We start from the raw sequence: 23,892 nt of genomic DNA, 5'->3' as shown, positions 1-23,892 counted from the left end.
GCAGCGCGCGCTTATCCCCGATACGCCGCGAGGACGGCCTGGGCCATCTCGCGTGTCTTGGCCGTGCCGCCCTGGTCGGGCGTCAGCGTCTTGCCGTCGCGGTAGACGCGCCCCACCGCGGCGTCGAGCCGCTGGGCCTCGGCGCCCATCCCCATGTGTTCCAGCATGAGCGCGGCCGAGCGAATGGTCGCGGTAGGGTTGGCGATGCCTTGCCCCGCGATGTCGGGGGCCGAGCCGTGGACCGATTCGAAGTAGGCCCAGCCGTCGCCGAAGTTGCCGGACGGCGCGAGTCCCAGCCCGCCTGCCGTCTCTGCTCCGAGGTCGGACAGGATGTCGCCGTACAGGTTCATGCACAGGACGACGTCCATGGACTGGGGAAAGCGCACGAGGCGCCGCGCGGCATCGTCCACGTGGAAGTGCTCGAACTGGAGCCCGCCCGCCTCGCGCACGATGCGCTCGACGGTCTCCTGGTAGAGCCCGTCGGTGCGGGGCAGGACGTTCGACTTGGTCACGCAGGTGATCTTGCCGGGCTTGCCCTGGGCCTTCCGTTTGCGGGCCAGCTCGACGGCGAAGCGGGCGATGCGCTCGGCGCCCTTCGGCGTGACCACCTTTACGGCGAAGCGTCCCACGGTGCCGTAGTCCTTTACCTTGCGACCCGTCCGGTCGGAGAGGTCGGGCATGACCTTGACCAGATCGGCCAGGTCACCCTCGCGGCCCGGGTAGATGCCCTCGCTGTTCTCGCGCAGAAGGATGTAGTCGATGCCCTCGGGGTCGGCCAGCGGCGAGCGCATCCCAGGGTAGAAACGGATCGGCCGGATGCCGGCCCACGCGCTCATCTCCCAGCGGAGCCACCAGACCACGTGACTCGTGGAAGGGCCGGCCGCGCCGAAGAGCACGCCGTCGGCCTCGCGGGCCGCGCGCTTGGTTTCCTCGGGCAGGGGATTGTCCTGGGGCGGGGTCAGGATCTTGAGCGGTAGACCCGTACCCATCAGGAGATCGCAGGTGGTGTCGACGACTTCGGGGCCGATGCCCTGGCCCGGCAGCGCAACGACGGTCTTCATGGCCATGATGGGAGCCTCCCTATACTTAATGGTGGGGGGCACCATAGCACCCGGGCCCGTAAGGGGGGAATCCCCCTAGCGAAGTCGGGAATTCAGGGGCAGTTTGCCGCCGGCCGGACGCGGGTCTGCTCGGGCAGAACGCCGTAGCGAGCCGGTATATGCCTCCATTGCGCTTGTGTAAATATCTGTTTTATATAGCTGAATAACTTGAAATCCTCGTGGCACCGCTCCTGCATTCTCGGAGATCGAGTTTAGAAGGACGCCCCAGGCTCAGTGGGGAGCCGGATGGGGCGGGCGGAACCAAGGGCCCATAACAAGAGAGAGAGGAAGAACACATGAAGAAGCTTTTCGCAGCGGTTCTCAGCGTAGCGGTAGGGCTGTCGCTGTCGCCCGCCATGGGCACGGCGCAGACGAATTGCCCGGCCGAAGTGGCCCAGGCGAAGGACATGCTGAGCAAGAAGACGGCGATGGTGAAGCCCGACGACGTCCAGGCTCCGCGGTCGCTGGCCGGCGCGCGTTCGACCGATGCCATGCAGGCGCCCCGCGGCAACCAGGATGTGCAGTCTCCTCGCGGCAGCCAGGACGTCCAGGCTCCGCGGTCGCTGGCCGGCGCGCGTTCGACCGATGCCATGCAGGCGCCCCGCGGTAACCAGGATGTGCAGTCTCCTCGCGGTAACCAGGACATCCAGTCGCCTCGCGGTAACCAGAACATCCAGTCGCCCCGCGGCAACCAGGACGTGCAGTCGCCCCGCGGTAACCAGGATGTGCAGTCTCCTCGCGGTAACCAGGACATCCAGTCGCCCCGCGGTAACCAGGATGTCCAGTCGCCTCGCGGCAACCAGAGCGTCCAGTCGCCCCGCGGTAACCAGGACGTGCAGTCGCCCCGCGGCAACCAGAACATCCAGTCGCCCCGTGGTAACCAGGATGTCCAGTCTCCTCGGACGGCCACTGGGTCTACCACTACGGCCCAGGCTCCTCGCGCTGACATGACGAAGGCCGCCTCGCTGGTGAAGGAGGCCGAGGCCGCGTGCAAGTCCGGCAACATGACGCTGGCCACCGACAAGGCGAAGGCCGCGCTGGCGATCCTGAAGTAACAGCAGCCTAGACGTAGAAACACCGAGGCCCCGGAGATGTCATCTCCGGGGCCTCTTCTTGTTCCAGGCTCGCGGCGAAGGGCATGGGCAAGTGCAAACGCGGCATGAGACACTCTTCATGTCGCTCTCACGGGTTTCTTACACCCGGGGTGTAGCTTAGTGGGGAGGGAGGTGACCCATGCGTGCGGTCCTGGTCCTGGTGATGACGGTGGTGCTCCAGCTGCTGCCCTTGGTTCCGGCCCGGGCGGCGTCGCTCGCCGATGAGAAGCTGCCGACCGATCCGGCCCTTGTGACGGGCACCCTGCCCAACGGGCTCGCCTACATCATCCGCCCGCATAAGAACCCCGAGGGCCGCGTGGGCATCTGGCTCCACGTCGCCTCGGGCTCGCTCAACGAGACCGAAGTGCAGCGGGGTCTCGCCCACTATCTCGAGCACATGGCGTTCAACGGCACCGCCAACTTTCCGCCGGGCTCGGTCGTGCCCTTCTTCCAGTCGCTGGGCATGGCCTTCGGGCGCGACCAGAACGCGTTCACCGGCTTCGACCAGACCACGTACACGCTGACCCTGCCGGGCGGGGGACGCGACCTCGTCGAGAAGGGGATGTTGTACATGGCGGACATCGCCACGCGCATGAGCCTTGCGCCCGCCGAGATCGACAGCGAGCGCCAGGTCATCCTCGAGGAGAAGCGCGCGCGCTCGGGCGCACGCCAGCGGGTGCAGGACCAGATTTACGAGCGGCTCGCGCCCGAATCGACGCTCGGCCGGCGGCTGCCGATCGGCATCGAGCAGACGATCAAGTCGGTGACGCGCCCGGACTTCCAGGACTACTACTCGTACTGGTACGTGCCGAGCAACATGACGCTGATCGTGGTGGGCGACACGGACCCCGCCATGGTCGCCGACGTCATCGCGCAGCAGTTCGGCGGCGCCCCCGCGGTACCGAAGCCGACGCCTCGCGATGCGGGGGTCAAGCCGACAGCGGGGCCGCGCACCATCGTGGTCACCGACCCCGAGCTGACCCGGGCTGATGTCTCGATTCTGAGGCTCGAGCCGCCGCGGGGTCCGGTGACAACCGTCGGCCGGGAGCGGCGCGAGCTGATCGATCGGATCGGCATGTGGGCGTTCGACCGCCGGACGAGCGCAGAGATCGCGGCGGGCCGCGCCTCTTTCCTCGAAGCGGCCGCGTCGGTCCAGGAGTGGCCCGGCACGATGCGGATGATCTCGCTTGAAGCCTCGGGCCTGCCGAGGACGTGGCGGACCATGCTGAAGGACCTCGGGATCGCTCTGCAGCGCGCCCGGCTCCACGGTTTCACCGAGCGCGAGGTGCAGGACGCGCGCGTGGCGCTCCTCGCCGATGCGGAGGAGGGCGTGCGGCGGGAGGCGACGCGCCCGGCGCGGGAGGTGCTGCGCCAGCTCAACGGGGATGTCACCCGCGGGAGCCGGCCGATGTCGGCGGCCCAGAAGCAGGCACTCCTCCAGCGCCTGCTGCCCGGCATCACGGCCCGCGAGGTCTCGGATGCCTTCGCCGCCGCTTTCGATCCGAGCCGCGCCATGTTCATCGCCGAGCTTCCCGCGAGTGACGAGGTGCCGAGCGAGGCCCAGTTCCTCCCGCTCGGCCGGGCCGCCGTCGCCGTCAGACCCGGCAAGCCGGTGGACGTGGCGCGGGCGACGACGCTCCTGGCCGCCGTGCCCCGCGGCGGCGCCGTGGCCGAGAGCCTGCCGCACACGGCGAGCGGCGTAACGTCGATGTGGCTCGACACCGGCGTGCGCGTGCACCACCGCCACATGGATCAGCGGAAGAACGAGGCGAGCATCGCGATCACGCTGGCCGGGGGGCCGATCCAGGAGACGGCGGCGAACCGCGGGATCACTGAGGCGGCGCTGCGCGCCTGGGACCGCCCGGCGACGAGCCGGCTGTCGAGCACGCAGATCCGGGACCTGATGACGGGAGCGAAGGTGCGCGTGCACGGCGCGGCGACGGGAGACACCGTGACGCTGACGGTTTCCGGCGATGCCGCCGAGCTCGAGCGCGGGCTCCAGCTGGCCTATCTCCTGCTGACCGATCCGCTCATCGAGCAGCCGGCGCTCGAGCAGTGGAGGGATGCTGAGGTGCAGCGGATCAACCAGCGGAAGAGCCAGCCGATGCACGTGCTGGTGGATACGAGCGTGGCGGCCATCTATCCGCCGGGCGAAGTCCGGGCCAGGCCGCTGACCGTCGAGCAGGTGCGCGCGATCACGCGCCCGGCCGCGCAGGCGTGGCTCCGGCGCCTCATCACGGAGGCGCCCATCGAGGTGGCCGTGGTCGGGGACGTCGATCGGGATACGGCCACGCGCCTTGCGGCGAAGTACCTGGGCGCGCTGCCCGCGCGGCCGCGCATCAGCGACAAGACGCTCGCGGATCTCCGCGCCATCCCCCGCCCGCAAGGGCCGATCAGCGTCACGGAGTCGATCGAGGTGCTGACGCCCCAGGCCGGCGTCCTTGCCGGCTTCTTCGGCGCCGACCTCCGCGACGTGCGCGACACGCGGCTGCTCAACGTGGCCTCGCGCGTGCTCACCACGCGCATGACGAAGTCCATCAGGGAGGAGAGGCAGCTTGTTTACAGCATCGGCGCGTCCTCCGAGCCGTCCGTGGTCTATCCCGGGTTCGGGCTCTTCGCGGCGATCGCCCCGACCGACCCCGGCAAGGCGCCGGCGCTGGCGGCTGCGATTGAGGAGATGTTCGCCGACTTCGCCAAGGACGGGCCGACGCCCGACGAGCTTGCCGTGGTCAAGAAGCAGATGGCGAACTTCCTCGGCGAGACGCTCAAGACGCCGAATTTCTGGCTGAACAGGCTCTCGACGCTCGACTACCGCGCACTCGGCCTCGACGATCTCCTCGACGCCCCTGCCCAGTACCAGCGCTTCACCGGCCGGGAGATCCAGGAGGCCTTCGCCCGCTACGGCCGGCCCGACGCACGCTTCCGCTTCGTCATCACCCCGCGACCGTAAGCCGCCCCTGGGGCCGGACGGCCTCTGGTACACTACCGAGTCATGAGCGACGACGCCCCGAAGAGCGCCTACGAGCTGGCGATGGAGCGCCTCCGCCAGAAGGACAAGGAGCAGAGCGTCGAGGAGCGCCCGCTCACCGCCAAGCAGAAGGCCGCCATCGCCGAGGCCCGCCAGTTCCACCAGGCGAAAGCCGCCGAGCGCGAGATCCTTCACCAGGCCGCAATGGCCGCCGCCCGGACCCACGAAGAGGTGGACAAGCTGAACGAGGAGCTGCGGCGCGACCAGGAGCGGTTGACGAGCGATCGCGACCGCAAGATCGCCGAGATCAGAAAAGCCAAGTCCACGTAGGATAGCCTGACGATGTCGCCCGCCAACACCTCCGACCGCCACGCGTGGGTCCGAAGCACCCTCTCCCCCTCGGGTTGGCTCGTGCCGCTGCCTGCGGGCGCCGTGGATGAGATCGAGTCGGTCGTGCACAGACTGCGGCGCGAGCCCCTGCCGACCCTGCTTCTGTCCCCGATCCAGTTCGCGCTGCCGCAGTGCCGCGAGGTCATGGCGGCCGTCGCGCGGCAGCTTCGCGATGGGATCGGGCTGGCAGTGCTCGATCGGGTTCCCGTCGAGCGCTTCTCGGCGGAGGAGAACCGGGCTCTCGGGTGGCTCCTCGGATCCCTCCTGGGACGCCTCGTGGCGCAGAAGTGGGACGGCACCATGCTCTACGACGTCCGGGACACCGGCCGCGCCCTGACCTACGGAGTGCGGCGGTCCGTGACGAATCTCGATCTTCAATTTCACACGGACGCGCCGTGGCTGGCGGAGCCGCCCGAGCTCGTCGGGCTGCTCTGCCTGCATCCGGCGCTCGAAGGGGGCCTGAGCCGCTTCGTGAGCCTGCAGACGGCGCACGACGAGCTCGAGCAGCGGCAGCCGGAGCTGCTCCGCCGCCTGTACGCGCCCTTCCCCTGGGACCGGCAGGCCGAGCACGCGCCGGATGACTCCAAGGTCGCCCATCAGCCGGTGTTCGAGCCCACAGCCTCGGGCCTGCGCTGCCGCTACAACCAGAGCCTCATCGAGAACGCCGAAAGCTTGACGGGGACCGCGCTCGACGATGGCGGGCGCGAAGCTTTGGCTGCCATGAGCGCCGTCCTGAACTCGCCGGCGCTGTGGGTGGAGTTCACGATCGAGAAGGGCCAGCTCCAGTATCTGAACAATTGGCTCTTCGCCCACAGCCGGACACCGTTTCGCGACGCCGCCGACCCCGAGCGCAAGCGCCACCTGCTCCGCCTGTGGAACCGCAACGAGGGCCGGCAGACCTTCCACGCGTAGCGCCGGCAGGGGCGAACGGGGTCAGGCGCGCGGCGCGGGAGGGCAGCGGACCGGCGGCTCTCCCGACCGCTCCCTGACGCAGCCGGGATAGGGTAGACTCCCGGTTCTGGGAGGGACATCCATGTACGAGGTCTACGCGCTCAAGTACTCGGAACGGGACACGACGAAGTGCCAGTTCTTCTACCGCGAGGCGTCACACGACAAGCTCACGCTTCACTACTTCGTCTGGCTGATTCTGGGCGGCCCGCAGCCCGTCCTCGTGGACACGGGCTTCCTTGACGACGAGGCCAAGTCGCGCGGCATGCGCAACTACGTCACCCCGGCGTCGATGGTCGAGCGCGCGGGGATCAAGGCCGCCGACGTGCCCATCTCGCTCATCACGCACCTGCACTACGACCACTGGGCGGGCCACAGCCTCTTCCCCAACGCGGAGTTCTGGATCCAGCAGGAGGAGGCCGCGTTCTGGACGGGGAAATACGGCGGGACGCCGGCCTTCCGGGGCTCGGCCAACGTCAATGCGCTGGCCGGGCTCGTGACGCTGAACTACGCCAACCGCGTCAAGTTCCTCGACGGCGACCGCGAGGTGTTTCCCGGGCTCCGCGTGCACAGGGTCGGCGGCCACACCGCGGGGCTGCAGATCGTCAGCGTCGAGACCAAGCGCGGCACGGTCGTCCTCACCTCGGACGCCTCGCACTTCTACCACAACGTGGAGACGCGCCAGCCCGTGCAGATCATCACCAACCTGCCCGAGATGCTCGACGCCTTCGAGACCATCCACGCGCTGGCCGGCAAGGAGAAGCTGATCGTCGCGGGCCACGACCCGCTCGTGGCCGACCGCTTCCAGCAGGTCGAGCCCGGCATCATCAAGATCGCCTGAACGCCAACCAAGGAGGTAAGACATGGCTACGCCCGCAGCCGCATCACCAGCGAGGGAGGAAGTTCGCGGGGTCGTCCCCAAGCTGATCGAGCTGACCGAGAAGGTGGTCTACGGGGACATCTGGGAGCGCCCCGGCTTGTCCAAGCGAGACAGGAGCCTCATCACCGTGGCCGCGCTCACGGCGATGTACCGCGGTGACCAGCTGAAGGGGCACATCGAGCGCGCGCTGGCGAACGGCGTGACGAAGGACGAGATCGGTGAAGTGATCACGCACATGGCGTTCTATGCCGGTTGGCCCACCGCCATGACGGCGGCGCGCATCGCAACGCACGTCTTCGACGGCAAGAAATAGGAGATCGCGATGAAAGTCGGGTTCATCGGGCTGGGCATCATGGGCACCAGCATGGCGTCGAATCTGATCAAGGCCGGCCACGAGCTGGTTGTCCACGACATCAAGCGCGAGGCGGCGGCGCCCCACCTTAAGGCGGGCGCGGTGTGGGCCGATACGCCGCGCAAGCTCGCCGAGGCCGTCGAAGTGGTGATGACCTCGCTGCCCGGCCCGCCCGAGATGGAGTCGGTTGCGCTCGGGAAAGACGGCCTGCTCAGCGGGATGGCCGCGGGTAAGGTCTACTTCGACCTGACCACGAACTCCCCCAAGATGGTTCGGCGCGTGCACGCCGTCTTCGCCGAGAAGGCCGTGCATCTGCTCGACGCGCCCGTGAGCGGAGGGCCGAGCGGAGCGCGCACCCGCAAGCTCGCGCTCTGGGTCGGCGGCGACGAGGCCGTGTTCAAAAAGTACAAGCCGGTGCTCGACGCCATCGGCGACCAGCCGATGTACGTTGGTCCCATAGGCGCGGGCTCCGTCACCAAGCTCGTCCACAACTGCGCCGGGTACGCCGTCCAGACCGCTCTGGCGGAGGTCTTCACGCTCGGTGTGAAGGCCGGCGTCGAGCCGCTCGCGCTTTGGGAGGCGGTGCGCCAGGGCGCGACCGGGCGCCAGCGGACCTTTGACCGGACGCCGCACCAGTTCTTCCGCGGCAAGTACGATCCGCCCAACTTCGCCCTCCGCTTGGCGCACAAGGACGTCTTCCTCGCCACCGAACTCGGCCGCGAGCAGGGCGTCCCGATGCGCCTGGCGAACCTGACGCTCGCCGAGATGACGGAAGCGCTGAACCGCGGCTGGGGCGAGCGGGACTCGCGCATCACCATGACGCTCCAGGAGGAGCGCGCCGGCGTCCAGGTGCGCGTCGAGGAGGAGCGCCTCCGCGAAGCGCTTGAACGGGCGGGGCTCACGGGGTAGGCTCCTGCCTACCACACAGCCAAGGAGGGCGGGATGCCAGAGCGACTCATTTCGGGCGACAACCATATCGACCTGACCTACTGCCCTCCTGACCTGTGGTCCTCGCAGGCGCCGTCCAAGTGGAAGCTCCAGGTTCCTCGCGTGGAAGAGCTGGAGGACGGCCTGCACTGGTTCGTGGAGGCGCAGGACAAGGGGATGTGGAACGGGGTCGGGCCCGGGTTCCTGAAGTACCAGAAGGGCATGTTCGGCCACATCGATGAGATGAAGGCCATTGGGTTCGAGTGGGACAACCGGCGCGGCGCCCAGCCGAGGCCGACCACGCCCGAGCTGCGGCTGGCCGACCTCGACAGGGATGGGCTCGACGCGGAGATCGTCTACGGCTGCCTGATGATCAACGAAATGATCGCTAACGGTGACCAGCGCGCCTGGGCGAACCGGATCTACAACGACTGGGCCGTGGACTTCGCCAAGCGCGCCGACCCGACCCGGATCTTCCCGCTGGCCATCATCCCCAACAACGACCCGCGCGTCGCGGCCGAGGAAGTGCGCCGCTGCGCCGCGATGGGGCTCAAGGGCGGGGATCTCGCCTTCAAGCGCATGAGCCTGCCGCTCTACCACCATGACTGGTATCCCTTGTGGGAAGCCGCGGCCGAGTGCCGCTTCCCGATCTCGTTCCACTCGACCGGCTTCAAGGGCCTCCGCACTCCCGACACCCCGGAGATGGAGAAGGAGTACACGCTCCAGTGGCGACTCGTGCGGTCGGCACTCTTCCAGCTCGACACGATGGAAGTGTTCGTGTCGCTGATCGCCTCGGGCGCCTGCGAGAAGTATCCCGACTTCAAGTTCGTCCTCGGTGAGTCGGGGGTGACGTGGCTGCCGTACGTGTTCGACCGGCTCGATACGGAGTACGAGGACCGCGGGCGCGCCCTCGGCTTCTCCATGAAGCCCAGTGACTACTTCCGGCGCCAGGGCTTTACGACCTATCAGCAAGACAAGTACATGGAGCCGATCATCCCGCTCGTGGGCGTGGACAACATCATCTGGGGCGCCGACTACCCGCACCCCGACTGCATCTGGCCCGAGTCCCGGCGGACGATCGAGAAAAACCTCGGCATGCTGTCCGAGGGCGTGCGCCGCAAGATCACCTCCGAGAACGTCATTAAGCTCTACAACCTGCGCTAGGAAGGCGCCCCATGGCACTGCCGCCGGCCGAGTTCGCCAGGACCCTCCTGAAGGAGGCGCAGGAGACGCACCCGTGGCTGCACCATCCGCTCTTCCGGATGATCTACGACGGCGAGTTGAGCCGGGCCCAGCTCCAGAGCGTGATCCGCCAGCAGGGCTGCTTCTTCCTCGACACGCTCCGGCACGCAGCCTGGAAGATCATCTCCGTCGGCGGCTACACGCCCACGTGGGAAGACCTCGAGCGCCAGCGGCAGCTGATCCCGCTGGTCGTCGAGGAGGGCGGCGAGGACACCGTCGGCGGCAAGCGGACCGCGCACGCCTTCCTCTTCGTCAGGCTGTGCGAGGCCCTTGGCCTCACGCGGGAGGAGATCTTCAACACAGAGTACCTGCCGACGACGATCATCGAAAAGGACGAGCTGTTCCTCCTGCAGCGCTCCTCGACGATCGAGGCGCTCTGCGGCGGGAACATCGCCACCGAGTCGATCAACCCGATCCACATGCAGCGGATGGCCCACGCGATGGAGAAGCACTACGGCGTCCCCGCATCCACGCTGGATTTCTACTACGTCCACATGGAGGTGGAGGGCGACCACGCCGACCGCGCCGTACGCATCCTCGAGAAGCTGGCCGTCACGGACGCGGACCAGGCGCGGGGTCTCCTCGGCATGCGGCGCGCGATCACGGCGCGCCGCATCTGCGCCGACGGGTTGCTCGAAGCATTCGTCCGCCCCCGCGCGTGAAGCCTCCCGCGAGCGCGCAGGGCCTCCAGCAGGTCGGCTACTTCGACTGCCCGGGGGGCGGGCAGGTGGTCGTCGACCGGAACGTCGCCTACATCGCCCACATGAAAGCGCCCCACGGCACAAGCGTGGTGGACGTGAGCGATCCCGCCGCGCCCAGGCAGCTTGCCACGCTCGAGGTCCCGGCCGGCACGCATTCCCACAAGGTCCGCGCGGCCAACGGCCTCATGCTCGTGAACCGGGAACGTCAGCCCGCGCACCAGCCGCCGCCTGGAACCGTCGGCGGGCTCGGCATCTACGACGTGTCGAATCCGAGCCGGCCGCGCGAGATCACCTTCTGGCAGTGCGGCGGCGCAGGGGTCCACCGCTTCACCTTCGACGGGCGCTACGCCTACATCTCCCCCGAGATGGACGGCTACGTCGGCAACATCGTGATGATCCTCGACCTGGCCGACCCGGCCCGGCCGCTTGAAATCGGGCGCTGGTGGATGCCGGGGCAGTGGACCGCGGGCGGTGAGACGCCGTCGTGGGCCGGGCGCCAGCACCGCTGCCACCATCCGATCCGCCTCGGCAACCGGCTCTACGTCAGCTACTGGCACGGCGGCTTCGTCATCCTCGACATCGAGGACATGTCCAAGCCGACGTTCGTCTCTGGGCTCGACTGGAGCCCGCCGTTCATCACCCCGACGCACACGGCGCTGCCGCTGCCGTTTCCGCTGCGGGGCCGCCGGATCATGATCGCGGCCGACGAGGACGTGGCGAAGCTCGAGCCCGGTCCGCCGTCCTTCCTGTGGCTGGTGGACATCACCGTCGAGCGCCGGCCGATGCCCTTCGCGAGCTTTCAGCTCGACGGTTTGGCGGGGCTCGCGCAGCCCGAGTTCACCGGCTGCCATCAGCCGTGCGAGCGCGTGACGGGGACGGAGATCCCGGTCGCCTGGTTCGCCCACGGTCTCCGCATCGTGGACATCGCCGACCCGCACGCGCCGCGCGAAGCCGCGCACTTCCTCCCCGAGCCGCCGGAGGGACACTCCCGCGTGTCCAGCAATGACGTGGAGGTGGACGACCGCGGGCTCCTCTACCTGATCGACCGCGGCCGCGGGCTCCACATCCTGGAACGCGCGTGAGCCCTGTGACCGCCACGACCGACATGGACTGGTCCACGGAAGATATTCAGGTGGCAGGGGCGACGCTTCGCCTCCGGAAGGGCGGAGCCGGTGACCCACTGCTCGTGCTGCCCCACGACATCGGGAGCCTCGAGCGCCTGCCCTTTTACGACGCCTTGGCGCGGCGGTTCACCGTCTACGTCCCGTCGCATCCGGGCTACGATGGGTCGGAGCGTCCGAGCTGGATGCGCAGCGTCCGGGACGTTGCCGTCACCTACCAGTCGCTCCTCGCGACGATCAACGTGGCGAACGTGTCCCTGGTCGGCTTGGGCTTCGGCGGCTGGATTGCCGCCGAGATGGCGACGATGTCCCCCCAGGCCTTCCGGCGGCTCGTCCTGGTCGGCGCGATGGGCGTGAAGCCGGTCCACGGCGAGATTCTCGACCAGGCGCTCGTGAGCTACATCGACTATGTCCGCGCCGGCTTCGAGGACCAGGGCGTCTTCGACCGCCTGTTCGGCGCCGAGCCGCCGACGGAACGGCTTGAGCAGTGGGACCTGAACCGGGAGATGACGTTCCGGATCGCATGGAAGCCGTATATGTACAACCCGACGCTGCCGCATCTCTTGGGCGGGGTGAAGGCGCCCGCGCTGATCGTCTGGGGGCGCGGCGACAAGATCGTGCCGCCGGAGTGCGGCGAGGCGTACGCGCGGGCGCTGCCGCGGAGCCGCCTGGCCGTCGTCCCCGGGTCGGGTCATTTCGTCGACATGGAGCAGCCTGAGGCCCTCGCCAGGCTCATCGTGGAGTTCGCCGCCGAGCCGTGAGGACGGACGGGCCCGCTGAGGCCCGATACTGACCGGGAGACCCGCATGCATCTCATGTACTTCACCGAGCAGCCGATGTCGGCGTATCCGGCCGACGAGGGGCTGAAGTTCGGCGCCACGGCCCTGATGTTCTCGAACAAGCACTTCGATCCCGTTGCCGGCAGCCGGCTCTACAACGAGTACCTGGAGCACTACCGGCTGGCCGAGGAAGTGGGCTTCGACGGCATCATGCTGAACGAGCACCACAACGCGCCGTTCTGCATGCAGGCCAAGTGCAACGTCTTCGCGTCTATCCTTGCCGCGATGACCAAGCGCGTGAAGCTGGTGCTGCTCGGCAACCCGCTGCCCCTGGCCGACAACCCGGTGCGCCTCGCTGAAGAACTGGCCATGATCGACATGATCTCCCGGGGCCGCCTGGTCTCGGGTTTCGTCCGTGGCGGCGGTCAGGAGCAGCTCGCCGCAGGCGTCAACCCGGCCTACAATCGCGAGCGGTTCGAGGAGGCGCACGAGCTGATCGTCCGCGCGTGGACGCAGCCGGGGCCGTTTCGCTGGGAAGGTGCCCATTACCAGCACCGGGTCGTGAACCCGTGGGCGGTCCCGCTCCAGAAGCCGCACCCGCGCGTGTGGATCCCGGGCGTGGTGAGCAAGGAGACCATCGTCTGGGCGGCGCGCCAGCGCTACCCGTACATCGCGCTCAGCACCGCGATCGACGCGACGAAGAAGATCTGGGAGCTGTACGACTCGGTCGCCGCCGAGGCGGGGTATACGTCAGGGCCGGAGAACCGCGGCTACCTTCAGCGTTGCCATGTCGCCGAGACCGAGGAGAAGGCGATGGCCAATGCGCGGCAGTTCATGTGGATGCAGGGAGAATTCACCGGTCTCGCCCATCCGGTGTGGTCGAGCCCTTCGGGCTACTTTTCGCCGTCGTACCGCAAGGCGTTCGTCGAATACGCGGTGGGTCGCCGCGCGAACCCCCGCGGGGCGGAGTTCGAGGACCAGGTCCGGGATCAGCAGATCATCGCCGGGACGCCGAAGACCGTCATCAAGAAGCTCCGCCGATTGCTCGAAGAGACGCGCCCGTCCATCCTAGGCTTCTGGACGAGTGACGGCTTCGTCAGCAACGAGGATGCCGCCGCCTGCATACGCCTGCTGGGGCAGGAAGTGCTCCCCGCGGTCCGCGAGATGGGTAAGGAGCTCGGCCTCCTGAGTCCATTCGAGGCCGATGCTCCGGTGAGCATCGCCTTTGCTCAAGGGCCGGCGTCGGCCGCGGCCTGAGGAGGAGATCGACGATGCGCTTCGACGGGAAGGTGGCACTCATCACGGCGGCGGCGGCCGGGATCGGCCGGGCCACGGCCGGGATCATCGGCGCCGAGGGCGGCACCGTCGTTGCCGTGGACACCGACGAGGGCAGGCTCGACGCGGCGGTGGCCGCGATCAATGCCGCGGGAGGGCGCGCTCACGCCCGCAGGGCCGACGCGCTCGACCCCAAGCAAGTCGAAGCCGTGGTCGAGCAGACGGTCCGCGAGCTCGGACGCATCGACATCCTCCTCAACGCGGTCGGCGGGAGTACCATCATCCCCCGGCCCGCCGCCACGGTGGACGAGCTCACGCTCGACGACTGGCAGCGCCTCATCGCGTTCAACCTCGAGGGCACGTTTCTCGGCTGCCGCACGGTAGTGCCGGTCATGAAGCGGCAGCGGAGCGGCAAGATCGTGAACATCGCGTCCATCGCCGGCCGCGGCATCAGCCCGAGCAGCAGCAGCGCGTACGCGGCCGCCAAGGGCGGCATCATCGCCTTCACGACGAAGCTGGCGCACGAGCTGGGGCCCTTCGGCATCACGGTCAACGCGATCGCCCCCAGCATGACGCTGACCGAGCGCATCCGGCCGCTCTGGGAGAAGCGGACGCCGGAGGAGCAGGCGCGGGAGATCGCGCGCACGCCGCTGCGCCGCATGGCCGAGGCCCGGGACCAGGCGCGGGTGATCTGCTTCCTCGCCTCGAGCGACGCGGATTTCGTCACCGGCGTCACCATCGACGTGACCGGAGGCATCTGACCCGATCTCCCCGCCCCGTCTTTCGTGCTAGAGTACCGGGCTTCACTTGGAGTGATGACCCCAACCCATCGAGAGGACGGAGTCCCCATGGCGGAGGCGCCGGTCAGCATCGTCATCGGCAGGCTGGCGGACGGCCCGAGCCCGCCCGCGGCCGGCGCGACGTGGCCCAATGTCCTGCACACGCGCGTCGCGGACGTGGCCGCCACGATGGGACCCGCGCCGTGGGTGAAGCGGCTGATCGCCGACGAGCGCCAGCTCGTGACGCTGATCGCGAGCGCGCCCGGGGGCGGCAACCGCCCGCACTGGCACCGGGAGTTCGACGAGTGGTGGGTCGTGCTCGAGGGGCGCCTCGAGTGGGAGCTGACCGGCGGTACCGTCATCCAGGCGGCCAAGGACGACATCGTGTGGGTGCCGCGCGGCACCGTCCACCACATCCGGAACGTCGGCGAGGGATTGTCGCTGCGCCTGGCCGTCGCCATGCCGCCCGCGGCGCACTACTACAGCCCGTGCGAGCAGTGCGGCTACGCCGACGACGGCCCGCGCGAATGGCGCGCGTGACGGGCGGAACCATGGCAGACCGCAATGCGGCGTTCGTGGGCGAGATCCCCGGCAACTACGACCGGTATCTCGGCCCGATCTTCTTTTATGGCTACGCCGACGACCTCGCAGCCCGTCTGCCCGTGGCGCCCGGCATGCGAGTCCTCGAGACGGCGTGCGGCACCGGCATCGTGACGCGGCGCCTGGCCGATCGGATCCGCGGCCACGGCTCGCTCGTGGCCACCGACCTCAACGAGGCGATGCTCGCGCACGGTCGCGCCAACCTCCCGGCCGGGCCCGGCCTCGTCGAGTGGCAGCCGGCGGACGCCACGAAGCTCCCGTTCCCGGTCGGCTCCTTCGATGCCGTGGTCTGCCAGTTCGGGCTCATGTTCTTCCCGGACAAGGCGGCCGGCATTCGCGAGGCGTTCCGCGTGCTCAAGCCGCGGGGCCGCTACCTGTTCAACGTCTGGGATGCGATCGTCCACAACCCGGTCGCGCGGATCGCCCACGAGACGGTCGCCACGTTCTTCCCCGCCGACCCGCCGACGTTCTACAAGGTGCCGTTCTCGCTTCACGACCCGGAGCCGGTGCGGGCGCTCCTCGGCCAGGCGGGGTTCGGAGAGATCGCGTGGATGCGCCTCGAGAAGACCGGGACGAGCCCGTCCGCCGCGGATGCGGCGACGGGGCTGATCGAGGGCAACCCGATCCTGGGTGCGATCATGGAGCGCCGTCCAGAGGCGCTCGGCGAGATCAAGCAGGCCGTGGCCGCCGCGATCGCGGCCGAGCTCGGCGATCACCCCGTGACGTTCCCCCTGCGCGCCCTCGTGTTCTCGGCGCGCCGGCCGTAGTATTGAGCGAAGGGAGGTAATCAGACATGTTTGGCATGGGCGCGCTGGAGATGATGATCATCCTGGTCATCGTGCTGGTGCTGTTCGGGGGGAGCAAGCTCCCGAACCTGGTGAAGTCGCTCGGCAAATCGATGAGGGAGTTCAAGAAGGGGGTCGCGTCGGAGTCGGAGGAGGAGCAGGCGCCCAAGCCCCAGCCTGCCGCCTCCGCGGGCCCGGCGCCGGTGTCAGCACGGCTGTGCGGCTCCTGCAAGGGCGCGCTCGAGGCGGCGTGGACGCACTGCCCCAGCTGCGGCGCGCCGGCCGCCAAGGCGCCGACGCCCGGAGGCTGACATGGGGCTGCGATCCGTCGGGGAGGGCGTATGAAGGGCCGGGTGGCGGTGCTGCGGGCGTACGGAGGCGAGTTCGAGCTGCGGGAGTATCCCGTGCCGGAGGTCGAGCCCGGCGCCATCCTCGTGCGGCTGACGCGCGCGGGAGTCTGCGGCTTCGATCTGCACATCTGGCGCGGCGAGATGAAGGAGACCTACGGCGCGAGCCCGCAGGATCTGACGTTCGGCCACGAGATGTGCGGGCGCGTCGAGCGGCTGGGGGCGGGCGTCACCGCCGACTCGATGGGCCAGCCGCTGCGCGAGGGCGACCGCGTGACGTATTGCTACTTCTTCCCCTGCGGACGCTGTCCCGTCTGTCTCCACGACGAGATGGGCAGCTGCCAGCGCAAGGTGCGGCCCAACCGGGTGGCGGGCACGCCGCCCTACTTCAACAACGCCTACGGCGACTACTACTACCTGCGCCCCGGGCACTTCGTCTTCAAGATCCCCGACGAGATCTCCGACGACGTCGCGACGCCAAGCAACTGCGCGCTCTCCCAGGTGCTCTACGGCCTCAGGCGCTCGGGGCTCCGCGCGGGGCACACGGTGGTGGTGCAGGGCGCGGGCGGCCTCGGCATCAACGCGGTGGCGGTGGCGCGCGACATGGGCGCGGACCAGATCATCGTGATCGACCGGCTGCCCGACCGGCTTGAGCTCGCCCGCGCGTTCGGCGCCGACCACACGCTGAACGCCGTCGAGCTGCCGACGGCCGATCGGCGCGTGGACGCGGTGAAGGAGCTGACGGGCGGCTTCGGCGCGGATGTCGTCGCAGACCTAGTCGGCTATCCCGAGGTCATTCCCGAAGGCCTGCGCATGCTGCGCGGCGGCGGTTGCTACCTCGAGGTCGGCAGCATCGCGCCCGGCAATGTCTTCTCCTACGACGCCACCGCGCTGGTGCGCGGCAACGTGCGCCTCGTGGCGACCTCGAACTATTCTCCATGGGCGCTCGAGCAGTCGCTGGCGTTCCTGCGACGCAACCTCAAGCGCTTTCCCTTCGAGCGCGTCGTCTCCCACGTGTTCCCGCTGGAGCGCATCTCGGACGCCTTCCAGCAGGCCGACTGGCGGGAACGCCAGGCCGGGCCGCAGCGCCTCTCCCGCGCCGCGATCTCGATGTGAGCACGCTCGCCCGCGGGGTCCTCCTGGCGCTCTGTCTCGTCTCCTCCGCGACGCCGGCGGTGGCGGCCGATCCGGCGCCGTCGGGCCAGGTGACCTGGGCGGTGCACTTCACGCTCGCCCCCCGCTGGCTCGATCCGGCAGAGAACGAGGGTTCGATCACGCCGTACCTAACGCTCTACGCAGTCCACGACGCGCTCTTGAAGCCGATGCCTTCGGGCGTGACCGCGCCCTGCCTGGCCGAATCGTGGTCGCTGTCCCCCGACGGGCTCGTGTACGAGTTCCTGCTTCGGAGCGGCGTCCGCTTCCACAACGGCGAGCTGCTGACGGCCGACGACGTGAAGTTCTCCTTCGAGCGCTACAAGGGCGCCAATTCGCAGCTCCTCAAGGACAAGGTGAAAGAGGTCCGGACCCTCGACGCGCGGCGCATCCAGTTCCGCCTCAAGGAGCCCTGGCCGGACTTCATCACGTTCTACGGCACCACGGCGACGAGCGCCGGGTGGATCGTGCCCCGCAAGTACGTCCAGGCCGTGGGCGAGGGCGGATTCAAGAAGGCGCCGGTCGGCGCCGGGCCTTACCGGGTAATCAGTGTTTCACCCGGCGTCGAGATGACGCTCGAGGCCTTCGAGGGCTACTGGCGAAAAGTCCCGCGCGTCAAGCGGCTCGTCTTCCGCAGCCTGCCGGACGAGACCACCCGCGCCGCCGCGCTCAAGCGGGGCGACGTGGACATCGCGTATTTCCTGAACGGGCCGATCGCCGAGGACGTCAGGCGCACGCCGGGGCTCAAGCTCATGGCGGTCCGCAGCAACACCATCTTCTCCCTCGACTTCCGGGACCAGTGGGACGCGGCCTCGCCGTGGCGCGACGCGCGCGTCAGGCTGGCGGCCAGCCTCGCGATCGACCGCGCCGCGCTCAACACGGCCGAGCAGCTGGGCTTCGCGGGGCTGACGGGGAACGTGGTGCCGCGCGCGATGGAGTTCGCCCTGCCGATCGCCGCCGACCCGTACGACCCTGCCCGGGCCAAGCGTTTGCTCGCCGAGGCCGGGCATCCGGGGGGTTTCGACGGCGGCGACTTCACCATCGCGCCGCCGTACGAAGGCGCCGGGGAGGCCATCGCGAATTACCTAGCCGCCGTCGGCATCCGGCTCAGGATCCGCACGATGGAGCGCGCCGCCTTCTTCTCCGCCTGGCGGGAGGGCAAGCTCAAGGGCGTGGTCTTTGCGGGGCTGGGTCCGTCCGGTAACGCGGCGACGCGGCTCCAGATCATGGCGGTCAAGGGCGGGGCATTCGCCGCCGGATCATTGCCCGAGGTCCAGGACCTCTTCGAGAGGCAGGCGCGCGAGCTGGACCGGCGCAAGCGAGAAGAGCTGCTCCACCAGATCCAGCGGATCCTGCACGACCGCACCATTTTCGCGCCGATCTGGGAGAACGGGTTCATCCGCGGCGTCGGCCCGAGGGTCGAGGAGCCGGCGCTCGCCCTGATCCCGTTCCACCCGTACTCGGCGCCGTACGAGGATGTGCGTCTCAAGCCGTGAACCGACTCCAGCGAGGATGACACCATGAACTACACGCGCATCTCGGCCGACTGCCACATCGATCTGCCCTGGGTGCCACCGGATCTGTTCACCTCGGGCGCCTCGGCGGGTCTGAAAGATAGGATGCCGTACGTCACCGACGGACCGGACGGCCCGTTCTGGACGTCCAAGAACGGCACCTCCTTCGGGCTCGTGGGCGGCGTCGGCCCCGCCGGGTCGAAGTACGTGCCGGGCCAACACCATCGCGTGGATGTCATGGCGGCGACCGGCCTCTACGCAGACGGCAAGAAGGGCATCCGCCGCCCAGCGGACCCTCACCTGCGCGCCAAGGACATGGATCGCGACGGCGTCCAGGCCGAGGTCCTCTACGGCATCCTCGGGGCGGCAACGCGGCTCGGGGACCACGAGGCCGCCACGGAGATGTTCCGCGTCTACAACGACTGGCTCGCCGACTTCGTCCGTCACGACCCCGATCGGTACATCGGGCTCGCCTGCCTGCCGTACGGCGACATCGGCGCGGCCGTCAAGGAGATCCATCGCGTCGCCGGCTCGGGCGTGCGCGGCATGGAGCTCTCCTGCTCCTGGGACATGGAGCCCATGTGGCATCCGGACTGGGAGCCGCTCTGGCAGGCGGTGAACGACGTGGGACTGCCGCTGCATTTCCACACGTTCCCGGCGCTCCCGCCGGGCGTGCTCGACAAGCAGACCGGCCGGACCCGCCGCGCCGCCTTCTTCACCGTCGTCTCCGGGTTCCAGATGAACCTCGTCAACATCCTGGCCGCCGTCATCGGCGCCGGCGTGCTGGAGCGCTACCCGCGAGTGAGGATCGCGTTCGGTGAGAGCGGCATCGGCTGGGTACCCTACGCGCTCGACCGGATGGACTTCGAGTGGGAGGACCGCTTCCACGACCTGGGGCTCACGATGAAGCCCTCCGACTACTGGCGCCGGCAGTGCAAGGCCACGTTCCAGTTCGACCGGATCGGCACAAAGCTGATCGACGACATGGGCGTCGAGACGCTCATGTGGGGCTCCGACTACCCGCACGGCGACGGCGTCTGGCCCGAGTCCTCGAGATATATCGACGAGCAGTTCGGCCACCTACCGGCCGAGACGACGCACAGGATCACCTGCGAAAACGCCGGGAAGTTCTACGGTTTGATTAAGTAGCCGGCCCAGATCATGTGGGGCTCTGACTTCCCGCATCCCGACGGCATCTGGCCCGACTCGCGCGAGTACATCGCGCGAGAGATGGGGCACCTGCCCGCCGGCGTGCGGCGGAAGATCGTGTGCGAGAACGCCGCGCGCCTCTACACCTTCGCGGTATGAAGATCCTCTTCGTCCCGAATCTGATCGTGTCCGCGCTGAGCGAAGCCGACCGCGCGAATATCCTCGAGGCCGCGGGATCGGGCGGCCGCATCGTAGAGGCCAAGGACATCGCCACCCAGCGCCGCGAGCTGCCGGACACCGACATCATCTTTGGGCGCGTGCATCCCGACAACTTCTCTCTCGCCCCGAAGCTCCGCTTGTACCATTCGATCGGCGCGGGGGTGGACAATATCCTCACGGCTGAGCTCGCGAACAGCGACGTGCCGCTGGCCAGCGAGAAGGGCGACGTCGGCATCCATCTCTCGGAGCACGCCTTTGCGCTCCTCCTGGGACTCACGCGCGGGCTGCACACCGCGATCCGCACGCCGGACTACGACCTGCGCGAGCCCATCCGCGTGCACCAGCGCGAGCTCTACGAGCAGACGATGGGCATCGTGGGTTTCGGGGGAACCGGCCGCGCCGTCGCGAAGCGCGCGGTAGCCTTCGGGATGCGCGTGCTCGGCGTGGATATCGAGCCCGTCGAGCCCGAGCCGGGCGTGGAGGCGATCTGGACGCCCGATCGCCTGGCCGATCTGCTGGGCGCATCCGACGTGGTGGTGATCGCCCTGCCGCTGACCAAGGCGACGCACCACCTCTTCACCCGCGAGCGCTTCGCCCAGATGCGGCGGCACGCCATCCTGATCAACGTCACCCGGGGCGAGATCATCCGCGGCGAGGATGTGTGGGAGGCCGTCAACGAGGGGCTCATCTGGGGCGCTGGGCTCGACGTCACCGATCCCGAGCCGCTGCCCAAGGATCACCCGCTGTGGCGGCACCCGCGAGTCATCGTGACCCCGCACACCGCGGGCGGGTCGCCCCGCCGCGCGGGTCGCGTGATCGCGACCTTCTGCGAGAACCTGCGCCGGCTCCAGGACGGACGGCCGCTCCTCGCGTTGATCGACAAGCAGAAGGGCTATTGAAGATTCCCCGCTTCGGATTGAACCGGTTCGACTCACGCTCAGTGGACGCGTTTGCCGCCGACGTGCGGCGGGCGGAGATGCTCGGCTGGGATGCGGCGCTCCAGCCGGACTCGCAGCTCCGGCGGCGCGATACCTACGTCTTGCTCGCGGCGGCGGCCCGCGCGACCGAGCGCATCACGCTCGGGACCCTCCTTGCCAATCCCGTGAACCGGCACCCCACGGTCACCGCGTCCTCGATCGCGACGATCGACGAGCTGGCGCCCGGGCGCACGCTCCTCGGCTGGGGCGTCGGCGACACGGCCGTGAGACTCGCCGGCCTGAAGCCGGCGCGGGTGAAGGAGCTCGAGGCGGCCACGCGCCTGATGCGCGCGCTGCTGGACGGCGAGGCGGTCGACGTCGGCGCCGAGCGGCCCGCGCGACTGCCGCACCACCGGCCCGTGCCGATCTGGATCGCCGCCGGCGGCCCGCGCACGCTCCGGATGGCGGGCGGAGTTGCTGACGGGGTCTTCATCCGCGTGGGCACGCATGAGGCGAACATCGCGACGGCCGTCGAGGCCATCCGCGCGGGCGCAGCCGACGCGGGGCGCGACCCTGCCGCCGTCCGCCTGGGCGCCGTATTCCACACCGTGCTCGTGGACGATCCGGCCCGTGCGCTGACGATGGCCAAGTCCATGGCGGCCGGATACTACGAGTACTCGCCGGCGTTGTTCGACCCGCCGCGCCTCACGTGGACGGGGGAGGATCCGGAGACGCTCAAGCGGGAACACAAGGTCTGGCCCGACTTCCACCACGCGCTCGACCTCGAGGCGAGCGGACGGGTCGTGGATTTCCTGCCGGAGAGCGCGGCCGACGCCTTCAGCCTCCGCGGGGGCCCCCGCGAGGTTGCCGACCGGCTGACCGACGTGCTCCGCGGCGCGCCGGCCGAGTTCGACTACGTCGTCCTGCATCCGATCCCGAACCCGGAGTTCCCCGACGATCCCGAGAGCGGCTACACGGCTCGGATGGCGCGCGAGGTGCTCCCGCGCGTGCGCCGCGCCCTAAGTCTCCCTCTCCCCCCTGGGGAGCGCTAACTCTCCCTCTCCCCACTGGGGAGAGGGTAGGGTGAGGGGTGCCGCGTCAACCCTGGACCGTCTTCACCCAGATGCCGGGAGAGCCCGGCGCGTGCCGCATGTGCGGGCGTATGCGGTGCGTCACCGGTGAGATGTCCCGCTGGGCCAGCCATGCGGCGCTCTCGGATACATCGGGCCGCTCGAACTCGTAGAGCGTGAGGTACGTCGGCGAGCCGACCACCGCTCGATAGCGCCGGCCACGGATCACGCCCGGCACCTTTTCATAGTTGGGCACGTAGATGGTGTTGTACCAGTCGTTGAAATCCGCGTCGACTTCGGGCGGCACATCCATGCGCCCGATCTGGAGCGCAGGCGCCATGCCGCCCTGCGCCGCCTCCGGCGTGAGCGTCTTCGGGTGGATCATCGTGTAGACGTTGCGGATGAATGTCGTGCCGATGGCCTCGGGAGAGCAGCGCTGGGTCCATTCCGTCGGGTGCGCCTGGACGCGCTTGTACGCCGCGCTCTCCAGCACGGAGACGTCTTCCAGCTCGTAGCAGGCGAGGTGCTTCGGCCCGCTCTTCACGGCTTCATAGCGGGCTCCGGAGAGAAAACCCCGCACGGCCAGCCGCTCGCGCAGATGCTCCTCGTTGTACCAGCGGTTGAACTCTTTCTCCTTGTCGGCCGGGACGTCCGCCCAGACCATGAGGAGCCCCGCGCCCTTCAGCTTGGTCGGCATGCGGCGTTACCGGATCTGCTTGTGCACGAATTCGATGATCTTGTCCATCGCCCGGACGGCGGTAGGTGAAGTTGGGTTCTTTGTGATGAACGACTGCCCGGCGTCGTCGTAGAGCTCCAGCTCGACCTGGCCGCCCGCCTTGCGGTACCCGGCCACGAACCGATCGAGGTGGGGACGCGGGTGCGCCGGGTCGTTGGTGCCCTGGAGGTAGAGGACCGGCGGCATCTCGACCCGCTCGCCGCGCTCGAGTGCGAGGACCGGATTGCCCTCGGCCATGGCGGCCTCCGTCTGCCAGTACTGATCGTGGAGCGGCAGCACCTGATCCACGACGTCCGGGTACGGCTTGCCGCCCGCTTTCAGCTTCTTCGCGTAGTGATAGCGCCCCAGCGGGTCGATAACCGGCCAGCACAGGACGACGGCGCGGACCGTGGCATCGACCGCAGGGGCGCCGGCGGGCAGCGGAATCGCCGAGTAGCGCGAGTCACGCGGACGCATCGCGCTCAGCATGCCCTGGTGCGAGCCGCTCGAGATGCCCAGGACGCCGACCATGGCGGGGCGGCTGCCGAGCTCGGTCGCGCGTGTCTTGAACCAGCGGATCGCGTAGTTGATGTCGGCCATCGAGGCAGGGTACCCGGCCTCCGGCGGCATGCGGAAGTCCAGCGCCGCCACGACCACGCCGCTCTTCGCCAGGGGCTCGTTGAGTGCGGTGTCGTTCAGGCGATCGCCCTTGCACCAGGCGCCGCCGTGGAGCTCGACGATCAGCGGGAAGGGTCCCGTGCCGCGCGGCTTGAAGAGGCGCGCCAGGAGCGGCTTGTCCCCATGGCGGAGATATTCGACATCTTCGACGTCGATCGCGGACGTGACGGCTGCGTTGATGGCCATGATT

General features: G+C 68.9%; 25 protein-coding genes. 22 read left to right on the top strand and 3 right to left on the bottom strand.

Going from position 1 to position 23,892, the window contains the following annotated elements; genetic code table 11:
* Positions 1–11 precede the first annotated feature (11 nt).
* Complete coding sequence (locus Q7W02_05760) at positions 12–1,067, bottom strand: isocitrate/isopropylmalate family dehydrogenase (protein MDO8475693.1); 1,056 nt, start codon at positions 1,065–1,067, stop codon at positions 12–14.
* Between the two features lie 329 nt (positions 1,068–1,396).
* Between Q7W02_05760 and Q7W02_05755 the strand changes: the two genes are divergently transcribed.
* The 22 genes from Q7W02_05755 (at position 1,397) to Q7W02_05650 (ending at position 22,291) form a co-directional block, all read left to right on the top strand.
* Positions 1,397–2,155 carry a hypothetical protein gene (locus Q7W02_05755; protein MDO8475692.1) on the top strand — a complete coding sequence of 253 codons (759 nt, stop codon included), beginning with the start codon at positions 1,397–1,399 and terminating at the stop codon, positions 2,153–2,155.
* 178 nt (positions 2,156–2,333) lie between these two features.
* Positions 2,334–5,144: an insulinase family protein gene (locus tag Q7W02_05750; protein ID MDO8475691.1), complete on the top strand. Its 2,811-nt coding sequence runs from the start codon at positions 2,334–2,336 to the stop codon at positions 5,142–5,144.
* A 42-nt stretch (positions 5,145–5,186) separates the two neighbouring features.
* Complete coding sequence (locus Q7W02_05745; protein MDO8475690.1) at positions 5,187–5,492, top strand: hypothetical protein; 306 nt, start codon at positions 5,187–5,189, stop codon at positions 5,490–5,492.
* Between the two features lie 12 nt (positions 5,493–5,504).
* Positions 5,505–6,464, top strand: a complete 960-nt coding sequence (locus Q7W02_05740; protein ID MDO8475689.1) for a TauD/TfdA family dioxygenase — start codon at positions 5,505–5,507, stop codon at positions 6,462–6,464.
* Between the two features lie 121 nt (positions 6,465–6,585).
* Positions 6,586–7,341 carry an N-acyl homoserine lactonase family protein gene (locus Q7W02_05735; GenBank protein MDO8475688.1) on the top strand — a complete coding sequence of 252 codons (756 nt, stop codon included), beginning with the start codon at positions 6,586–6,588 and terminating at the stop codon, positions 7,339–7,341.
* Positions 7,342–7,363: 22 nt separating this feature from the next.
* Complete coding sequence (locus Q7W02_05730) at positions 7,364–7,693, top strand: carboxymuconolactone decarboxylase family protein (protein ID MDO8475687.1); 330 nt, start codon at positions 7,364–7,366, stop codon at positions 7,691–7,693.
* Between the two features lie 9 nt (positions 7,694–7,702).
* Positions 7,703–8,641 (top strand): NAD(P)-dependent oxidoreductase, encoded by a 939-nt coding sequence (locus Q7W02_05725; protein ID MDO8475686.1) that lies wholly within the window; start codon positions 7,703–7,705, stop codon positions 8,639–8,641.
* Between the two features lie 33 nt (positions 8,642–8,674).
* Positions 8,675–9,823: an amidohydrolase family protein gene (locus Q7W02_05720; GenBank protein MDO8475685.1), complete on the top strand. Its 1,149-nt coding sequence runs from the start codon at positions 8,675–8,677 to the stop codon at positions 9,821–9,823.
* Between the two features lie 11 nt (positions 9,824–9,834).
* Positions 9,835–10,563, top strand: a complete 729-nt coding sequence (locus Q7W02_05715; protein ID MDO8475684.1) for an iron-containing redox enzyme family protein — start codon at positions 9,835–9,837, stop codon at positions 10,561–10,563.
* Complete coding sequence (locus Q7W02_05710) at positions 10,560–11,684, top strand: hypothetical protein (protein MDO8475683.1); 1,125 nt, start codon at positions 10,560–10,562, stop codon at positions 11,682–11,684. The genes Q7W02_05715 and Q7W02_05710 overlap by 4 nt, the downstream gene beginning before the upstream one ends.
* Positions 11,681–12,484 (top strand): alpha/beta hydrolase, encoded by an 804-nt coding sequence (locus tag Q7W02_05705; protein MDO8475682.1) that lies wholly within the window; start codon positions 11,681–11,683, stop codon positions 12,482–12,484. Before Q7W02_05710 ends, Q7W02_05705 begins: the two co-directional genes overlap by 4 nt.
* Before the next feature lie 45 nt (positions 12,485–12,529).
* Positions 12,530–13,759, top strand: coding sequence for an LLM class flavin-dependent oxidoreductase (locus Q7W02_05700; protein MDO8475681.1), 1,230 nt, complete (start codon positions 12,530–12,532; stop codon positions 13,757–13,759).
* A 14-nt stretch (positions 13,760–13,773) separates the two neighbouring features.
* Positions 13,774–14,538, top strand: a complete 765-nt coding sequence (locus tag Q7W02_05695) for an SDR family NAD(P)-dependent oxidoreductase (GenBank protein MDO8475680.1) — start codon at positions 13,774–13,776, stop codon at positions 14,536–14,538.
* Between the two features lie 87 nt (positions 14,539–14,625).
* On the top strand, positions 14,626–15,096 hold the full coding sequence (locus Q7W02_05690) for a cupin domain-containing protein (protein ID MDO8475679.1): 471 nt from the start codon (positions 14,626–14,628) through the stop codon (positions 15,094–15,096).
* Positions 15,097–15,107: 11 nt separating this feature from the next.
* Entirely contained in the window at positions 15,108–15,923 is an 816-nt protein-coding gene (locus Q7W02_05685; GenBank protein ID MDO8475678.1) for a methyltransferase domain-containing protein, read from the top strand.
* Positions 15,924–15,949: 26 nt separating this feature from the next.
* Complete coding sequence (locus tag Q7W02_05680; protein MDO8475677.1) at positions 15,950–16,252, top strand: twin-arginine translocase TatA/TatE family subunit; 303 nt, start codon at positions 15,950–15,952, stop codon at positions 16,250–16,252.
* 30 nt (positions 16,253–16,282) lie between these two features.
* Positions 16,283–17,404, top strand: coding sequence for a zinc-binding dehydrogenase (locus Q7W02_05675; protein MDO8475676.1), 1,122 nt, complete (start codon positions 16,283–16,285; stop codon positions 17,402–17,404).
* Entirely contained in the window at positions 17,401–18,936 is a 1,536-nt protein-coding gene (locus Q7W02_05670; GenBank protein MDO8475675.1) for an ABC transporter substrate-binding protein, read from the top strand. The genes Q7W02_05675 and Q7W02_05670 overlap by 4 nt, the downstream gene beginning before the upstream one ends.
* Positions 18,937–18,960: 24 nt before the next feature.
* Positions 18,961–20,103 carry an amidohydrolase family protein gene (locus Q7W02_05665; protein MDO8475674.1) on the top strand — a complete coding sequence of 381 codons (1,143 nt, stop codon included), beginning with the start codon at positions 18,961–18,963 and terminating at the stop codon, positions 20,101–20,103.
* Positions 20,104–20,115: 12 nt separating this feature from the next.
* Positions 20,116–20,262, top strand: coding sequence for an amidohydrolase family protein (locus tag Q7W02_05660; protein ID MDO8475673.1), 147 nt, complete (start codon positions 20,116–20,118; stop codon positions 20,260–20,262).
* Positions 20,259–21,221: a D-2-hydroxyacid dehydrogenase gene (locus Q7W02_05655; protein ID MDO8475672.1), complete on the top strand. Its 963-nt coding sequence runs from the start codon at positions 20,259–20,261 to the stop codon at positions 21,219–21,221. Before Q7W02_05660 ends, Q7W02_05655 begins: the two co-directional genes overlap by 4 nt.
* Positions 21,218–22,291, top strand: a complete 1,074-nt coding sequence (locus Q7W02_05650) for an LLM class flavin-dependent oxidoreductase (GenBank protein MDO8475671.1) — start codon at positions 21,218–21,220, stop codon at positions 22,289–22,291. The genes Q7W02_05655 and Q7W02_05650 overlap by 4 nt, the downstream gene beginning before the upstream one ends.
* A gap of 46 nt (positions 22,292–22,337) precedes the next feature.
* Here the strand turns inward: Q7W02_05650 and Q7W02_05645 are convergent, their stop codons facing one another.
* Both Q7W02_05645 and Q7W02_05640 read right to left on the bottom strand, forming a co-directional pair.
* Complete coding sequence (locus tag Q7W02_05645; GenBank protein ID MDO8475670.1) at positions 22,338–23,006, bottom strand: hypothetical protein; 669 nt, start codon at positions 23,004–23,006, stop codon at positions 22,338–22,340.
* Between the two features lie 6 nt (positions 23,007–23,012).
* Positions 23,013–23,888 (bottom strand): alpha/beta hydrolase, encoded by an 876-nt coding sequence (locus Q7W02_05640; GenBank protein MDO8475669.1) that lies wholly within the window; start codon positions 23,886–23,888, stop codon positions 23,013–23,015.
* Between the last annotated feature and the right edge of the window lie 4 nt (positions 23,889–23,892).

This window comes from Candidatus Rokuibacteriota bacterium (genome assembly GCA_030647435.1).
Taxonomy (GTDB): domain Bacteria; phylum Methylomirabilota; class Methylomirabilia; order Rokubacteriales; family CSP1-6; genus AR37.
Note: the sequence above shows the minus strand (reverse complement) of the source record. Positions and strands in the feature narration are given on the sequence as shown.

Bases quoted from the DNA above. Each gene is read 5' to 3' on its own strand.
- Q7W02_05760 (MDO8475693.1), bottom strand. From the start codon at position 1,067: ATGGCCATGAAGACCGTCGTTGCGCTGCCGGGCCAGGGCATCGGCCCC.
- Q7W02_05695 (MDO8475680.1), top strand. From the start codon at position 13,774: ATGCGCTTCGACGGGAAGGTGGCACTCATCACGGCGGCGGCGGCCGGG.
- Q7W02_05730 (MDO8475687.1), top strand. From the start codon at position 7,364: ATGGCTACGCCCGCAGCCGCATCACCAGCGAGGGAGGAAGTTCGCGGG.
- Q7W02_05750 (MDO8475691.1), top strand. From the start codon at position 2,334: ATGCGTGCGGTCCTGGTCCTGGTGATGACGGTGGTGCTCCAGCTGCTG.
- Q7W02_05755 (MDO8475692.1), top strand. From the start codon at position 1,397: ATGAAGAAGCTTTTCGCAGCGGTTCTCAGCGTAGCGGTAGGGCTGTCG.
- Q7W02_05745 (MDO8475690.1), top strand. From the start codon at position 5,187: ATGAGCGACGACGCCCCGAAGAGCGCCTACGAGCTGGCGATGGAGCGC.
- Q7W02_05735 (MDO8475688.1), top strand. From the start codon at position 6,586: ATGTACGAGGTCTACGCGCTCAAGTACTCGGAACGGGACACGACGAAG.
- Q7W02_05660 (MDO8475673.1), top strand. From the start codon at position 20,116: ATGTGGGGCTCTGACTTCCCGCATCCCGACGGCATCTGGCCCGACTCG.
- Q7W02_05740 (MDO8475689.1), top strand. From the start codon at position 5,505: ATGTCGCCCGCCAACACCTCCGACCGCCACGCGTGGGTCCGAAGCACC.
- Q7W02_05655 (MDO8475672.1), top strand. From the start codon at position 20,259: ATGAAGATCCTCTTCGTCCCGAATCTGATCGTGTCCGCGCTGAGCGAA.
- Q7W02_05640 (MDO8475669.1), bottom strand. From the start codon at position 23,888: ATGGCCATCAACGCAGCCGTCACGTCCGCGATCGACGTCGAAGATGTC.
- Q7W02_05720 (MDO8475685.1), top strand. From the start codon at position 8,675: ATGCCAGAGCGACTCATTTCGGGCGACAACCATATCGACCTGACCTAC.
- Q7W02_05715 (MDO8475684.1), top strand. From the start codon at position 9,835: ATGGCACTGCCGCCGGCCGAGTTCGCCAGGACCCTCCTGAAGGAGGCG.
- Q7W02_05645 (MDO8475670.1), bottom strand. From the start codon at position 23,006: ATGCCGACCAAGCTGAAGGGCGCGGGGCTCCTCATGGTCTGGGCGGAC.
- Q7W02_05680 (MDO8475677.1), top strand. From the start codon at position 15,950: ATGTTTGGCATGGGCGCGCTGGAGATGATGATCATCCTGGTCATCGTG.
- Q7W02_05725 (MDO8475686.1), top strand. From the start codon at position 7,703: ATGAAAGTCGGGTTCATCGGGCTGGGCATCATGGGCACCAGCATGGCG.
- Q7W02_05665 (MDO8475674.1), top strand. From the start codon at position 18,961: ATGAACTACACGCGCATCTCGGCCGACTGCCACATCGATCTGCCCTGG.
- Q7W02_05675 (MDO8475676.1), top strand. From the start codon at position 16,283: ATGAAGGGCCGGGTGGCGGTGCTGCGGGCGTACGGAGGCGAGTTCGAG.
- Q7W02_05685 (MDO8475678.1), top strand. From the start codon at position 15,108: ATGGCAGACCGCAATGCGGCGTTCGTGGGCGAGATCCCCGGCAACTAC.
- Q7W02_05700 (MDO8475681.1), top strand. From the start codon at position 12,530: ATGCATCTCATGTACTTCACCGAGCAGCCGATGTCGGCGTATCCGGCC.
- Q7W02_05690 (MDO8475679.1), top strand. From the start codon at position 14,626: ATGGCGGAGGCGCCGGTCAGCATCGTCATCGGCAGGCTGGCGGACGGC.